This is a genomic window from Cellulomonas sp. P2_F12, from assembly GCF_056403775.1.
On sequence record NZ_JBFUEV010000001.1, the window covers coordinates 388,745 to 402,475 of the forward strand.

13 protein-coding genes are annotated in these 13,731 nt (G+C 73.7%); 1 reads left to right on the forward strand and 12 read right to left on the reverse strand.

All coding sequences use genetic code 11. The annotated features are described in order from the left end of the window. Positions 1-42 precede the first annotated feature (42 nt). Together AC1DWH_RS01755 and AC1DWH_RS01760 are read right to left on the reverse strand one after the other, a co-directional pair. On the reverse strand, positions 43-1,452 hold the full coding sequence (locus tag AC1DWH_RS01755) for a pyridoxal phosphate-dependent decarboxylase family protein (RefSeq protein ID WP_477092216.1): 1,410 nt from the start codon (positions 1,450-1,452) through the stop codon (positions 43-45). Further along, on the reverse strand, positions 1,449-2,849 hold the full coding sequence (locus tag AC1DWH_RS01760) for an MFS transporter (RefSeq protein WP_477092217.1): 1,401 nt from the start codon (positions 2,847-2,849) through the stop codon (positions 1,449-1,451). Before AC1DWH_RS01760 ends, AC1DWH_RS01755 begins: the two co-directional genes overlap by 4 nt. 106 nt (positions 2,850-2,955) lie before the next feature. Between AC1DWH_RS01760 and AC1DWH_RS01765 the strand changes: the two genes are divergently transcribed. Further along, positions 2,956-5,244 (forward strand): putative bifunctional diguanylate cyclase/phosphodiesterase, encoded by a 2,289-nt coding sequence (locus AC1DWH_RS01765; RefSeq protein ID WP_477092218.1) that lies wholly within the window; start codon positions 2,956-2,958, stop codon positions 5,242-5,244. A gap of 78 nt (positions 5,245-5,322) precedes the next feature. Here the strand turns inward: AC1DWH_RS01765 and nusB are convergent, their stop codons facing one another. From nusB to pilM, 10 genes are all read right to left on the reverse strand, one after another. Next, on the reverse strand, positions 5,323-5,739 hold the full coding sequence (gene nusB / locus AC1DWH_RS01770) for a transcription antitermination factor NusB (protein WP_456845826.1): 417 nt from the start codon (positions 5,737-5,739) through the stop codon (positions 5,323-5,325). A 1-nt stretch (position 5,740) separates the two neighbouring features. Then, entirely contained in the window at positions 5,741-6,304 is a 564-nt protein-coding gene (efp, locus tag AC1DWH_RS01775) for an elongation factor P (protein WP_456845827.1), read from the reverse strand. A 125-nt stretch (positions 6,305-6,429) separates the two neighbouring features. Continuing rightward, positions 6,430-7,626 carry a glycosyltransferase 87 family protein gene (locus AC1DWH_RS01780; protein WP_477092219.1) on the reverse strand — a complete coding sequence of 399 codons (1,197 nt, stop codon included), beginning with the start codon at positions 7,624-7,626 and terminating at the stop codon, positions 6,430-6,432. A gap of 84 nt (positions 7,627-7,710) precedes the next feature. Beyond that, positions 7,711-8,151, reverse strand: a complete 441-nt coding sequence (gene aroQ / locus AC1DWH_RS01785; RefSeq protein ID WP_477092220.1) for a type II 3-dehydroquinate dehydratase — start codon at positions 8,149-8,151, stop codon at positions 7,711-7,713. A 30-nt stretch (positions 8,152-8,181) separates the two neighbouring features. Next, positions 8,182-9,306, reverse strand: coding sequence for a 3-dehydroquinate synthase (gene aroB, locus AC1DWH_RS01790; RefSeq protein ID WP_477092221.1), 1,125 nt, complete (start codon positions 9,304-9,306; stop codon positions 8,182-8,184). Then, on the reverse strand, positions 9,303-9,866 hold the full coding sequence (locus AC1DWH_RS01795) for a shikimate kinase (protein WP_477092222.1): 564 nt from the start codon (positions 9,864-9,866) through the stop codon (positions 9,303-9,305). The genes aroB and AC1DWH_RS01795 overlap by 4 nt, the downstream gene beginning before the upstream one ends. Next, positions 9,866-11,056, reverse strand: coding sequence for a chorismate synthase (gene aroC / locus AC1DWH_RS01800; RefSeq protein WP_477092223.1), 1,191 nt, complete (start codon positions 11,054-11,056; stop codon positions 9,866-9,868). Before aroC ends, AC1DWH_RS01795 begins: the two co-directional genes overlap by 1 nt. Positions 11,057-11,162: 106 nt before the next feature. Continuing rightward, positions 11,163-11,933: a hypothetical protein gene (locus AC1DWH_RS01805; RefSeq protein WP_477092224.1), complete on the reverse strand. Its 771-nt coding sequence runs from the start codon at positions 11,931-11,933 to the stop codon at positions 11,163-11,165. Between the two features lies 1 nt (position 11,934). Beyond that, on the reverse strand, positions 11,935-12,636 hold the full coding sequence (locus AC1DWH_RS01810) for a PilN domain-containing protein (protein ID WP_477092225.1): 702 nt from the start codon (positions 12,634-12,636) through the stop codon (positions 11,935-11,937). Continuing rightward, positions 12,633-13,697: a type IV pilus assembly protein PilM gene (gene pilM / locus AC1DWH_RS01815; RefSeq protein ID WP_456845835.1), complete on the reverse strand. Its 1,065-nt coding sequence runs from the start codon at positions 13,695-13,697 to the stop codon at positions 12,633-12,635. Before pilM ends, AC1DWH_RS01810 begins: the two co-directional genes overlap by 4 nt. Between the last annotated feature and the right edge of the window lie 34 nt (positions 13,698-13,731).

The following is a 13,731-nucleotide window of genomic DNA, read 5'->3' on the forward strand; positions in this document are numbered from 1 at the left end:
TCACCCTACCGCGCGGGAGCGGTGCCCCCGACGCGGCGTCCGTCACTGCCGGGACGGGTCGATCGCCGCCGCCAGCACCTGGATGAGCAGCGGGTGGACGATCTCGCCCGGCAGCGCCTCGAGGGTCGCCATCACGCCGGCGAGCTCGTCGGGGAGCCCCTCGGTGAGCACCCGGCCGGCCAGCGACGGGTCCGGGACCGCGGCGGGCAGCCCGCGCACGGCGTCCGCCGCGGCGACGAGCACCCGGACCAGGTCCTCGACGACGACGTCCGTCACGGCCGTGACCGTGAGGTGCGCCGTGCGGGGCAGGGGCGCGCCGTCGGGCTGGGCCATCGCGGGCTGCGCCTGGAGCAGCCAGCCGCGCCGCCGGACCTCGTCGATGAACGTGAACGGGTCCACGCGCTCGGTCTCAGGCACGGACTCGTCGGTCGCCAGCGCGATGAGCGGACCGGTGGGTGACCCGACGACCCGCAGCCCTCGGATGTCGCCCGCGGCGGCCAGCAGGCGGTCGGTCGCGCGACGCGTCGCCGCGACGAGCTCGGCGAGCCCGTCCGTGCCGAGCACCTCGAGCACCGCCCACGCGGCGGCCATCGAGCCGGCACCGCGCGAGCCGAGCATCGTCGGGTTCACCACGGGGTAGCCCGGCCAGGCCGTCGTCGCGAAGTACTGGGCGCGGTGCCGGTCGCGGGCGCGGTAGAGCACGACCGAGGCGCCCTTCGGCGCGTAGCCGAACTTGTGCAGGTCCGCGGAGATCGACGTGACACCCGGCACCGCGAGGTCCCACGGCTCCGTGATGCCGCCCCACCAGGGCAGCACCCAGCCGCCGACGCAGGCGTCCACGTGGCACGCGACGCCCCGCTCGGCGGCCCCGGCAGCCACCTCGACCACCGGGTCGATGGCGCCGAACGGGTAGCTCGGTGCGCTGACGACGACCAGCGCGGTGCGCTCGTCGACCCGCGCGAGGACGTCCGCCGCGGTCGGGGTCCCCGTCGCGGGGTCCACCGGGACCGGCACCACGTCGAGGTCGAGGTAGTGAGCGGCCTTGTGGAACGCCGGGTGGGCGGTCGTCGGGAGCACCAGGGTCGGCCGCGCGTGCGCCCGCTCCGGGTCCGCCGCGCGCCACAGGTCCCGGGCCGACTTCACCGCGAGCATGCAGGACTCGGTGCCGCCCGACGTGATCGATCCGACCGTGTCCGCGTCGCCGTGCAGCACGTCGCGCGCGAACGCGACCAGCCGGCTCTCGAGTGCCGCGACGGACGTGAACGTCGTCGGGTCCAGGCCGTTGACCGGCAGGAACAGCCGGACCGCCTCCGCGGCGACCTCGTCGAGGTCGGCACGGCCCGGGTCGTAGACGTACGACAGCACGCGTCCGCCGTGCGTCGGCGGGTCCTGCGCGCGCAGGCCCCTCAGGTCCGCAAGAACCTCGGCGGCGGGACGGGCGTCGGTGCTCATCGGTGCTTCTCCTCGATCGAGGCGACGGGGCCGGCGTCGACGACGGCCTCCGACAGGGGGTAGCGGGACAAGGGCAGCAGGCTCAGCACGACGAGGGCCGCGGGCAGCACCGAGAACGCGACGGCGATGCCCGTCAGCGCGGTGCTCGGCTGGGCGGCCAGCTGGTCGCCGGTCCGCGAGACGAAGCCGGTCGCGGCGAGCATGCCGAGCACGAGCGTCGGGCCGACCGCGAGGCCGGCGGTCTCCCCCGCCGTCCACACGCCCCCGAGCACGCCGGCCCGGTCCTCGCCGCGATCGCGGGCGTCCACCGCCACGACGTCGGGCAGCATGGCCAGGGGGTACAGCTGCATCCCCGCGTACGCGACGCCGGCGAGGGCGACCGAGACGTAGACCCAGCCGCCCGGGGCCCAGCGCATGGGCAGCAGCGACAGGGCCGCGACCGCGAACAGCAGGGACGCGCCCACGAGCGCCCTCCGCTTGCCCACCCGCCGGGAGAGCCTCGTCGCGACGGGCATGACGAGCAGCGCGGGCGCGACGAGCGCCACGAAGAGGTACGTCACCGCCCCCTCGGAGCCCAGCGTGTACGTCGCGACGTACTGCGCGCCGGCGAGCATCGCGCCCGTCGCCAGGGCCTGCAGCAGGAACGTGGACAGCAGCCGGCGGAACGCGGGGCTCTCGCGCAACGCGGCGAGGCCCAGGCGGAGCGCGTCGCCCCGACGCTCCACGCGGGGTCCGACGGGCTCCTCGGCCGCGACCGCGACCGCGGCACGGCGGGGCGCGCCCCACCACGCGGCGAGCATGCCGAGCCCGATCACCACGCCGCCCACCAGCCCCATCACCGCGTAGCCGGCGCGTCCGCCCCCGACGGCGTCCCGGACCAGCGGGCCACCCGCGCCGAACGCGAGGATCGCGACCGCCAGGACCGCGATGCGCGGCGCCAGCAGCCGGGTCCGCGACTGGTAGTCCGGGGCGATCTCCGCCGGCAGCGCGATGTACGGCACCTGGAACACGCTGAACGAGGTCGCCGCCGCCACGAACGCGACCACCACCCACGCGGCGGCCGACGACCCCTCCAGCGCGCGGGGCGTGACGAACACGGCCGCGAAGAGCAGGGGCATGGTCAACGCCCCCGTGAGAAGGAACCGACGCCGGCTGCCGTGCCGGGCGGCCGACCGGTCCGACGCCGCACCGATGAACGGGTCGATCACCACGTCCCAGAGCTTGGGGACGGTCACGACGAGGCCGGCGAGGCCGGCCGCGACGCCGAGGGTGTCCGTCAGGTAGTAGGCCAGCACCAGGCCGGGGAGCGTGCCGAAGCCGCCGGTCCCGACCGACCCGAGTGCGTAGCCGACGACGGTCCGGCGCGGGAGCCGCACGGCGGTGGAGGGCGAAGTCACGCCGCCATGGTGCCAGCACGCGGAGCCCGCAGCGGCCATCGGCGAGCATCTCCCGTCACCCGGATGCCACGTCATCCCCGGGCACCGGGATGACGATGTCCCATTCGTGCTCGGAACCGTTCCTACCTGGGTCACCGTGCTGCAGCTGCTCGCTGCAGGTCTGGTGGGTGGCTTCTGCGTCCTCCAGTGGGTGTGGTGGCGGGGCGAGGTGCGCCCGGCGAGCGCCGCGTGGTCGCTGGCGTGGTCCGTCGACATGGCGCTGGTGCTGCTGGCCGGCGGCCTGTTCGCCCTGACCACGCCCGGCAGCGTCCGCGACGCGCTCGTGTACGTGCACGCGCAGCTCATCGCCGGCTTCCTGGTCATCGCGATCCCGGCCACCCGCGCGATCGCCGGCGGACCCAAGGTCCGGTACTGGATGTGGGCCGCCTGCGCCCTGTTCCTGGCCCGCGCCGTGCTGTGGTGGGTGCCGCTCGACCGGCTCGTCGCCGACGCCTCCGTCGTCCGGGCCGGGCTCCTGCTGGTGCCGACCGCCGTGGTGGTCTCCTACGTGGTCGTCGCGGTCGGACGCACCCAGCTCACGGCGTTCGGCTCGTTGCTGGTGGTCGCCGGCGCCGAGTCGCTCGCCATCTTCACCGCCGGCGTCCTCCTGCTGGACAGCGCGGTGGGCGCGATGTGCGCCGCGCTGTGGGCGATCCCGCTCGCCGTCGGCATCGAGGTGCTGGCGCTCAACCGTCTGCGGGACGCGCAGGACGCAGCCGCACGGCAGAACCAGATGCGCGACGCGCTGGCCCGGCTGGCCAACGCCGCGTGGTTCGTCAAGGACGCCGACGGCCTGCTGGTGACGGCCCGCGACGAGGCCCGCACGATCCTGCGGGACCCGAGCCTCGAGGGCTCGCTGCGGCCCATCGCCCGCGACCGCTTCGTCACCGAGCTCTTCTCCTCCGACAAGATCGAGCACACGCCGCAGGCCCGCACGTTCCTCATCGACCTCGCGCAGATCGTGTCTGCCGCCGCCGAGCGCTACCAGCTGAGCGAGCGCCTGCACACGACCGCGTTCGCCGACCCCCTGACCCGCCTGCCCAACCGGCGCGCCGTCGAGGAGCACCTGCTCGCCGTGCTCGACCGGGCCAACGTCGAGCGCACCCGGGTGTCCCTGGTCTACTGCGACCTCGACGGGTTCAAGCGCGTCAACGACTCCTACGGCCACGCGCACGGCGACGCCCTGCTGGTCCGGGTCGCCGACTACCTGCGCTCCGCCCTCCCGGAGCGCGAGTCGTTCGTCGGCCGCGTCGGCGGGGACGAGTTCGTCATCGTGCTGGCCCGCGCGCCGCAGGACGTCGACCTCGTCGCGATCGCCCGGGCCATGCGCGAGGGGTTCATCGACCGCACCGGCGGCAGCCGCCCCGCCCGCCTCACCGTCGGCGTGGCGACGTGGGTGCCCGGCGACGTCGTCGACGCCGACGCCCTCGTCCGGCACGCCGACACCGCCATGCTCGAGGCGAAGCGCTCCCGGTCCGGCTTCCGCGTGTTCGACCGGGCCCTGCGCCGCCGCGTCGAGGCCGAACGGCACCAGCGCGCGGCGCTCGAGGCCGCCGTCACGGCCGGCCACTTCACCGCGTACTTCCAGCCGATCGTCGACGCCGAGACCCTCGAGATCGTCCAGGTCGAGGCGCTCGCCCGCTGGGACCACCACGGTCACCTCATCCTGCCCGCCGACTGGCTCGAGCTGGCCGAGGAGTCGGGCCTGATCGTGCCCATCGGCCTCGAGGTGATGAGCCAGGCCCGGCGCGCGCTCGAGCGGTTCCAGGTGCCCGTGTCCGTCAACGTCGCCGCCCGTCAGCTGGCCGAGCCGGACGCGCTCGAGCAGATCGAGACCGCCTGGGGGGACGCGTTCTGGGAGCACCTGACCCTCGAGATCACCGAGAGCGCCCTGGTCCGCACGTCGTCGGCCGTCCCCGTCCTGTCCGAGCTGCGGGCCCGTGGCGCTCGGATCGCCGTGGACGACTTCGGCACCGGCTACAGCTCGCTGGCTCGCATCGCCCGCCTGCCCGTCGACGAGCTGAAGATCGACCGCTCGTTCGTGCGCGACATGGGCACCGAGCGCGGCCGCGGGGTCGTCCGGGCCATCGTCGCCCTGGCACACACCCACGGCCTGTCGGTGGTCGCCGAGGGTGTCGAGACGCCCACGCAGCTCACCGCGCTCGCCGAGATGGGCGTGACCCGGGTGCAGGGGAACTTCCTCGGGCGCGCGGCGCCGAACCTCCCGGTGCGCGGCCCGCGGCCGAGCACCGGCGCGACGGCCGTGGTCGCTGAGGCCGGGCGCTCGCTGCGCTCGGTGCCGACGCCGATCTCGGGCCGCGACGAGGGTCGCCTGGCGATGCCTCGCCGCATCTGACGGCACTCCTGCTGCTCCCGCTCCGGGAACGACGAAGCCCGCACCCCCGAAGGCGTGCGGGCTTCGCAGTCGGTCGGGTCAGGCGAGCAGCGTCGGCTTGAGGTCCACGATGCGGCCGAGCAGGCCGTTGACGAACTGCGGGGACTCGTCCGTGGACAGCGAACGCGCCAGCTCCACGGCCTCGTCGACCGCGACCGCGTCGGGCACGTCGTCGTTGTAGAGGACCTCCCACGTGCCGATGCGCAGCAGCGCCCGGTCGACGGCCGGCATGCGGTCGATCGTCCAGCCGTGCGCGTGAGTCGCCAGCAGCTCGTCGATGCGGTCCTGGCGCGCGATGACGCCCTCGACCAGGTCGACCGAGTACTGCGGGAGCGACGTCTCGGCGCCGGGCTCCGCGATGCGGTCCGCGAGCAGCGTCACGGGGTCGATGCCGCGCTGGTCGGCCTCGAACAGGACGTCGAGGGCCCGCTTGCGGGCCTTGGTGCGGGCACCCACCTCAGTCGTTCACACGGCCCAGGTAGCTACCGTCGCGGGTGTCCACCTTGACCTTCGTGTTGGACTCGAGGAACAGCGGCACCTGGATCTCGTAGCCGGTCTCGAGGGTCGCGGGCTTGGTCCCCGCCGACGAGCGGTCGCCCTGCAGGCCCGGCTCGGTGTACGTGACCTCGAGGACCACCGACGGCGGCAGCTCGACGTAGAGCGGGACGCCCTCGTTCGTCGCGACCATCGCGTTCTGGTTCTCCAGGAGGAAGTGGGCGACGTCGCCGACGGTGGTCTCCGAGATGTGGATCTGGTCGTAGTTGTCCGTGTCCATGAACACGAAGTCCGTGCCGTCCTTGTACAGGTACTGCATGTCGCGCTTGTCGACGTTGGCCGTCTCGACCTTCAGACCGGCGTTGAACGTCCGGTCGACGACCTTGCCGGACAGGACGTTCTTCAGCTTGGTGCGGACGAAGGCGCCACCCTTGCCGGGCTTGACGTGCTGGAACTCGATCACGGTCCACAGCTGTCCGTCGATCTTGAGCACGGTGCCGTTCTTGAGGTCGTTGGTGGTCGCCACGATCGTCGCTTCCTGTCGAGAGAGATTCTGCGCGGTCCGCCGGGGGGCGCTCCCATGGGGTGTGCGCGGCATCGACGGCCGCAGACCGCCGACCATCGTACCGTGCGGTCGCGGTACCTCCGCGCTCAGGGAGCGGCGTCGACCGCGGCCGGGCTCGGCGTCCGCAGCACGACGACCAGCACGGCGAGGAGCGCGACCGTCCCCGCGACCGCCTGGATGCCATACGGCACGACGTACGGGGCGAGGGTCACCAGCGGTGTCGCCGCGACCGCGGGGACCCGCCAGCGGCGGACCGAGGCGGCAGCCGACGTCCACGTCCACAGGAGCACGACGACCTGCAGCGGCGCGCAGTAGTAGGGGAAGCGCACGGGATCCAGCAGCAGGCGCACGGCGAGGATCGCGACGACGACGGCCAACGGGTCGGCGCTCGGTCGGCGGGCCAGCACCGACGCGACCACGACCACGGCCGCGGCCTGAGCCACCCGGAAGCCCCAGCCGAGCGGAGCGGCCGTGTCGACGAGCAGCGAGACCGTGGACGGCCCGCTGACGGCCCACCGGAAGTCGAAGGTGCGGACGTCCCCCCACAGGAGGAACGGTCCGTACAGGCCGATCGCGATGACCCCGGCCGCGACGGCGTTCGTGAGCGCGGTGGTGCGCCGGCGACACAGCAGGACCAGCGGCAGCCCGAGCACCGCCCAGAGCTTGGTCCCCATCGCCAGTCCCAGCACGACCCCGCCGGACCACCGTCGACCGTCCGCACAGTCGAGCGCAGCGAGCGCGAGCGCCAGGCCGAGCGCGATCTCCTCGGCGTGACCCATCAGTGTCGCCTCTGCCAAGGACCCCGCACCGAGCAGGACAGCGGTGACGACCCACCGCGCAACGGCTGGCGAGGCGCCCCCGCGCCTCGCCGCACGACCGGCGACCACCTGCGCGAGGACGAGGACGAGGACCGCCTGGACGGCGCCGAGCAGGAAGGGCGCGGAGACACCCACCAGGTCGGCGACGCGTGCGACCACGCCGGCGAGCAGGATCCCGAGCGGTCCCAGCTGGAGCCCCGGATCGGCGAAGACGTCCAGCGCCCCGGGCCCCGTCATGCGGCGGCCCGCCGCGAGGAACAGGAAGACGTCGCTGTCCGGGTTGGCCGCCCCCTGCACGCCGAAGACGACGAACGCGAGCGGGAGGGCCGTCCACGGCCGCCGCCAGACCCACCGTCCGGCACCCGCCAGGCGGGGGCGCGCGCGCCCGAGCTCCGCGAGCTCGCGGCCGATCCGGGGGGCGAGCGCGTCACGCCCGGGCATCGGCAGGTCGACCGTCGGCGGCACGGACGTCAGCTCCTCGCGGTGGTGTGGCTCCGCCTAGTTGCTTCGGTCGACGGGCGCCCGAAGTTGAGGTTCCGTGCCCGACCGTCAGGCGCGGGCGGCGATCGCCTCGAGCGCCAGGCGGTAGCCCTGGACGCCGAAGCCCGCGACCGTGCCCGTGGCCACCGGGCCGATCACGGAGAGGTGGCGGAACGCCTCGCGCGCGTACGGGTTGGACAGGTGCACCTCGACCAGCACGAGCCCGGCGTGGGTCACCTGCGACGCGGCATCGCGCAGCGCGTAGGAGTAGTGGGTGAACGCCGCCGGGTTGAGGGCGACGTGCGCGCGGGTGTCGACGGCCTCGTGGATCCAGCCGACCAGCACGGACTCGTCGTCCGTCTGCCGGACCTCGACGTCCAGGCCGAGCTCGGTGGCCCACCCGCTGACGGCGGCGACCAGGTCCGCGTGCGTCGCGGAGCCGTACACCTCGGGCTCGCGGGCCCCCAGGCGACCGAGGTTGGGACCGTTGAGCACCAGCACGCGCGTCATGCCGGAGAGCCTAGGCGACGGGTCCGCTGGTCAGAGGGAGATCGCACGCGACGGGGCCGGTGCGCCCTCGCTCAGCTCGGCGTACGCCGCGGCCAGGAGCGTCGGGTCCGGGCCCTCGAGCCGCACCGGCTTGCCGATGTCCTCGAGCACGACGAACCGGAGCAGGTCCCCGCGCGTCTTCTTGTCGCGGCGCATGGCCGCGAGCAGCCGGTCCCACCGGTCCCCGCGGTACGTCACGGGCAGCCCGAGCGACGTGAGGATCGAGCGGTGCCGGTCGACGACCTCGTCGGGGAGCCGGCCGGCGAGGCGGGCGAGCTCGGCCACGTAGACCATGCCCACCGACACCGCGGCGCCGTGCCGCCACTGGAACCTCTCGACGTGCTCGATGGCGTGGGCGAAGGTGTGCCCGTAGTTGAGGATCTCCCGCAGGCCCCCCTCACGCAGGTCCTCCCCCACCACGCGCGCCTTCACGGCGACGGCGCGCTCGACCAGCTCGAGCAGCACGGGCGACGAGGCCGCCGCGACCGGGTCGGTGAGCACCTCCGTGTTCGCCTCGACGAGCTCGAGGATGCGCGGGTCGGCGATGAAGCCGCACTTGACCACCTCGGCCAGGCCGGCGACGAAGTCGTGCTTCGACATCGACTCCAGCGCGGCGAGGTCGCACAGCACGCCGGCCGGTGCGTGGAAGGCGCCGACGAGGTTCTTACCCTCGGCCGTGTTGATGCCGGTCTTGCCGCCGACGGCCGCGTCGACCATGGCCAGCAGCGTGGTCGGCACGTGCACGACGCGGATGCCGCGCAGCCAGGTCGCGGCGACGAACCCGCCGAGGTCGGTGGTCGCTCCCCCGCCGACCGCGACGACGGCGTCGGTCCGTGTGAAGTCGGCCTGGCCGAGCACCTGCCACAGGAACGCGGCGACCTGCGCGGTCTTCGCCTCCTCGGCGTCGGGCACCTCGGCGATGAAGGCCTCGTACCCGTGCGCGCGCAGGTCCTCGCGGACGGCGTCGGCAGTCGTGGCCAGAGCGGCCGGGTGCACGACGAGCACCCGCCGGACCCCGGGGCCCACCAGCTCCGGCAGCGCACCCAGCAGGTGCCGCCCGATCACCACGTCGTACGGACGCTCGCCGGGCACGTGGACGGTCCTGGAGTCGGTCATGACGGGCTCCCTTCGCCGCGGCGCAGGACCGCGAGCTCTTGCTCGATCAGCTCCGCGACGTCGGCGGGCCGCAACCCGTCCGTGAGGACGCGGACGGTGGACAACGCCTCGTAGACCGGGCGACGGGCCTCCATGAGGGCCTGCCACTGCGCCCGCGGGTTGCCCAGCAGCAGCGGGCGCGACTGGTTGAACCCGACCCGGGGTGCGGCATGGGCGAGCGTGACGTCGAGGAAGACGACCACCCCTCCGCCGGCGACGTAGCCGACGAGGGCCTCCTGCGTGGCGGGGTCCAGGACAGCTCCCCCACCGAGCGCGAGGACACCGTCGTGCTGCGCGAGGGCCAGCCGGACCGCGTCGCGCTCGAGCGCCCGGAACACGGGCTCGCCGTCCTCGACGAAGATCTCGGCGATCGCCTTGCCCGCGGTGCCCTCGACGTCGTGGTCGGTGTCGCGGACGGCCAGGTGCCAGCGCTCGCCCAGCGCGGCGGCGACCGTGGACTTGCCGGAGCCAGGCGGACCGACGAGGACGATGGCCGGACCTGCCGAGAGGAACTCGGGCATCAGGCCAGCAGGTCCGGGATCGACGTCACGTACGCCTCGAGGTTGCGGCGCACCTCCGCGACCGAGTCGCCGCCGGTCTTCGCCAGCAGCGCGTCCGCGAGCACGAGCGCGACCATGGCCTCGGCGACGACGGCGGCCGGCGGGACCGCGCAGACGTCGGAGCGCTGGTGCTGCGCCTTGGCGGGCTCGCCGGTGGCGGTGTCGACGGTGTCGAGCGCGCGCGGGACCGTCGAGATCGGCTTCATGGCCGCGCGGACCCGCAGGATCTCGCCGTTGGTCATCCCGCCCTCCAGGCCGCCGGCCCGGTTGGTGCGGCGCACGATCCGTCCGGAGGCGTCGCGCTCGATCTCGTCGTGCGCCTGCGACCCCCGACGCGCGGCCGTGCGGAAGCCGTCGCCGACCTCGACCCCCTTGATCGCCTGGATCCCCATGAGCGCGGCCGCCAGCAGGCCGTCGAGCCGCCGGTCGGAGTGCACGTACGAGCCGAGGCCCGACGGCAGCCCGTAGGCGAGCACCTCGACGACCCCGCCGAGCGTGTCGCCGTCCTTGTGGCACTCGTCGATCTCGGCGACCATCGCCGCCGACGCCGCCGCGTCGAAGCAGCGCACAGGGTCGGCGTCCAGCGCGGCCGTGTCGTCGGGCGTCGGCAGCGCGGCGTCGTCGGGCGAGGACACCGGGCCGATGCTCACGACGTGAGAGACCAACCGGACCCCGGCAGCCTGCTCGAGGAACCGGGCAGCCACGGTGCCGAGCGCGACCCGGGTGGCGGTCTCCCGCGCGCTGGCCCGCTCGAGGACCGGCCGGGCGTCGTCGAACCCATACTTGCGCATGCCCACGAGGTCGGCGTGCCCGGGTCGCGGTCGCGTGAGCGGGGCGTTGCGGGCCCGGAGCAGCACGTCGGTGTCCTCGACCGGGTCGGACGACATCACGTCGACCCACTTGGGCCACTCGGTGTTGCCGATCTCGATGGCGACGGGCCCGCCCTGGGTCCGACCGTGCCGCACCCCGCCGAGGATGCGGACCTCGTCCTGCTCGAACTTCATGCGGGCGCCGCGGCCGTAGCCGAGCCGCCGCCGGGCGAGCGCGTCCTGGATGTCCGAGCTCTGCACCTCGACGTCGGCCGGCAGCCCCTCGAGGATGCCGACGAGCGCGGGGCCGTGGGACTCACCGGAGGTCAACCAACGCAGCATGGGGCGATCCTTCCATGGGCGCGGCGCGGGTCCGTACCGCGTCCGCTGGACGAACGAAGGGGCTCCCCCGCCTGAGCGGGAGAGCCCCTTCGTGGTGCCGCGTCGACTACGGCAGCGGCAGGAGCGGGTTGCGACCGTTGGCCGGCGGCAGCGGCGCGGGCGCCGCGGGGGTGGCCGCCGGGTCGGGCACCGGCACGTCGGCCGCCTCGGGGGGCAGGACGTAGACGGACCCGGTCACGAGCACCTCGAGGTCCCCCTCGTTGATCTGCGGCTTGCCGTTACCCGCCTCGGCGGGAGCCTGGGCGGACCCGGAGATCTGCTCGACGAGCAGGAGCCGCGGCGTCGCGTTCTGGAGGTCCTGCAGGAAGGCCAGGACGTTGTCGTAGGTGCCGACCACGTCCATGGTCACGGGCACCGCGAACATCGACGGGGCCGGCGGGGGCGGCGTGACGGCCTCGGTGTCGGTGGCAGCACCCTCGGCCGGAGCCGCCGCGGGGTCCACCACGGGCGCGGGGGCCGCCGGAGCCTCGATCGCGACGGCCGGGGCCACACCGAAGGAGACCACGGTGACCGCGTGCGCCACGGCGACCGCGTCGACCTGGCGCTTGTAGGTCGACATGTCCTGCGTCGACGGGACCTGGAGCTGGAGCGCGGCGAGCTCGGCGCGCAGCGCGTCGATGTTCTCGAACTGCTCCTTCAGCTTGCCCAGCTTGATCTTGGCGATCTCGTTCTGGTCCAGCTGGGCCTGGGCGGCCTCGCGCGTCTCCGCGGCCGTGGCCAGCGTGGGCGAGACGAGGACGAACCACGCCGCCGCGAGCAGGAGGACGCAGGCGAAGGCTGTTCCGGCGATCCAGCCGCCGGCCTTGTTCTTGGTCATGTCAGCTGCCTTCGGGGGTCGTGGCGGGGAACCGGTTGGCCAGCGCGGACAGGTTGACCTGCACCATCGACGTGACCGTGTACGCGATGCTGCCGTCGGTCTCACCGAGGGTGTCGGTGCTGGTCGAGGCCGCGTAGAAGCCCGGGATCGTGTTGAGGGCCTCGGTCCACGCCGCGCTGTCCGGGAGGGTCTTGGCGCGGGCGGAGAACTGCACCGTCGCGACACCCTGCTCGGTCAGGGCGTCCGGGGCCGCGGGTGCCGGCGCGTTGAGGCCGGTCTGCACCACCGAGAACGTCGTGATGCTCACGTTCGCCGGCAGGACCGCGGCGATGGCGTCGAGGTACGGCTTCCACATGATCTCGGGCGCCATGCCCTGGGCGCGAGCGTCCGTGGTGCGGCGCAGCCCGTTGAGGACCGGCTGCACCTCGGAGTACTTCTTCTCCTGCGCCTGCAGCTGGCTCGCCTCGTCCTGGGCGTCCGCGAGGGCGGAGTCGGCCGAGGTGCGGGCCATCAGGGCGAACGCGTACATCACGGCCGCGACCGCGAGCACGATGAGCAGGACCACCACGAGCCACTGCTTGACGTGCCGCAGGGCGCGGGCGGCCTTGACCTCCGGCGGGAGGAGGTTGACCTGGGGCAGACCGATCGTGAGGGCGCCGGCCGGGCGCTTCTGCGGCCGGGCACGCTCGAGCATGGTGGTCATGCGGCAACTCCGTACGCGAGTCCGACGGGGAGGGCGATGAGCGACTCGTGGCCGTTCAGGGAGTCGCGGCTGACGGTCTTGGCCATCCGGAGACCCGCCAGCGGGTCTCCGAGGGTGACCGGCAGGCGGCTGGCGCTCGACAGGTACTGACCGAGGCCCGGCAGGTGCGAGCCGCCGCCGGTGAGGACGACGACGTCGATCCCCTGGCCCGGGTGGCTGCCCGAGTAGTAGACGAACGTGTTGCGGATCGACTCGACCAGCGACGTGACCACGGTCGTGATGGCCTCGGCCGCGTCCGCCCGCTCGGGGCCGACCGCGTAACCGATGCCGATCTCGCGCTTGAGGATGTCGGCCTCGGTCGCCGGGATCTTCAGCGCGGTCGCGACCGCGTTGGTGACGTTCATGCCGCCGGACGGCAGCGCACGCACGAGGCGAGGCGAACCCTGGGCGGAGATCACGACGGTGGTGAGGCTGGCGCCGATGTCGACGAACGCCGCGGTCGCGTTGTTCAGGTCGCCGCGCGACAGCGCCCGGATCAGCGCGAACGCGTTGAGGTCGACCATGCGCGGCTTGAGCCCGGCGCCCTCGACCGCGACGACGTTGGAGGCGACGGTGTCGCGCTGCGCGGCGACGAGCATCCCGCGGACCATCCGGCCCTGCGGACCCTCGACCTCGCCCGTCGGGAAGAAGTCGAGCAGCGCGTCGTCGGTGGACATCGGCAGCAGCTCCATGACCTGGAACGGCAGCGACTCTTTGAGCTGCGCGAGCGGCATCCACGGCAGGTCGAGGTCACGCACGATGACCCGCTGGTTGCCGACGCCGATGATGACGTCCTTCGACTCGAACTTGGCCTGCGCCCAGAGCTGGCGGAGGGCCTGCGAGACGATCGAGGGCTGCTGCACCTCTCCGTCGCGCACGGCACCGACCGGGAGGGGCGCCTGCCCGAAGCGGACGAGGGTGGGGGCGTTCTTGCCGCTGGGGCCGCCGCTGCCGAACTCCAGCTCGGCTGCGCGCACCGACGACGAGCCGATGTCGAGCCCGATGACACGTGACGTGGCCACGAGGGTCCTTCCGAAGGGTCGATGCGTTCCCTGG

Bases quoted from the DNA above. Each gene is read 5' to 3' on its own strand.
- AC1DWH_RS01755 (WP_477092216.1), bottom strand. From the start codon at position 1,452: ATGAGCACCGACGCCCGTCCCGCCGCCGAGGTTCTTGCGGACCTGAGG.
- aroQ (WP_477092220.1), bottom strand. From the start codon at position 8,151: ATGACGCGCGTGCTGGTGCTCAACGGTCCCAACCTCGGTCGCCTGGGG.
- aroB (WP_477092221.1), bottom strand. From the start codon at position 9,306: ATGACCGACTCCAGGACCGTCCACGTGCCCGGCGAGCGTCCGTACGAC.
- AC1DWH_RS01795 (WP_477092222.1), bottom strand. From the start codon at position 9,866: ATGCCCGAGTTCCTCTCGGCAGGTCCGGCCATCGTCCTCGTCGGTCCG.
- aroC (WP_477092223.1), bottom strand. From the start codon at position 11,056: ATGCTGCGTTGGTTGACCTCCGGTGAGTCCCACGGCCCCGCGCTCGTC.
- AC1DWH_RS01805 (WP_477092224.1), bottom strand. From the start codon at position 11,933: ATGACCAAGAACAAGGCCGGCGGCTGGATCGCCGGAACAGCCTTCGCC.
- AC1DWH_RS01810 (WP_477092225.1), bottom strand. From the start codon at position 12,636: ATGACCACCATGCTCGAGCGTGCCCGGCCGCAGAAGCGCCCGGCCGGC.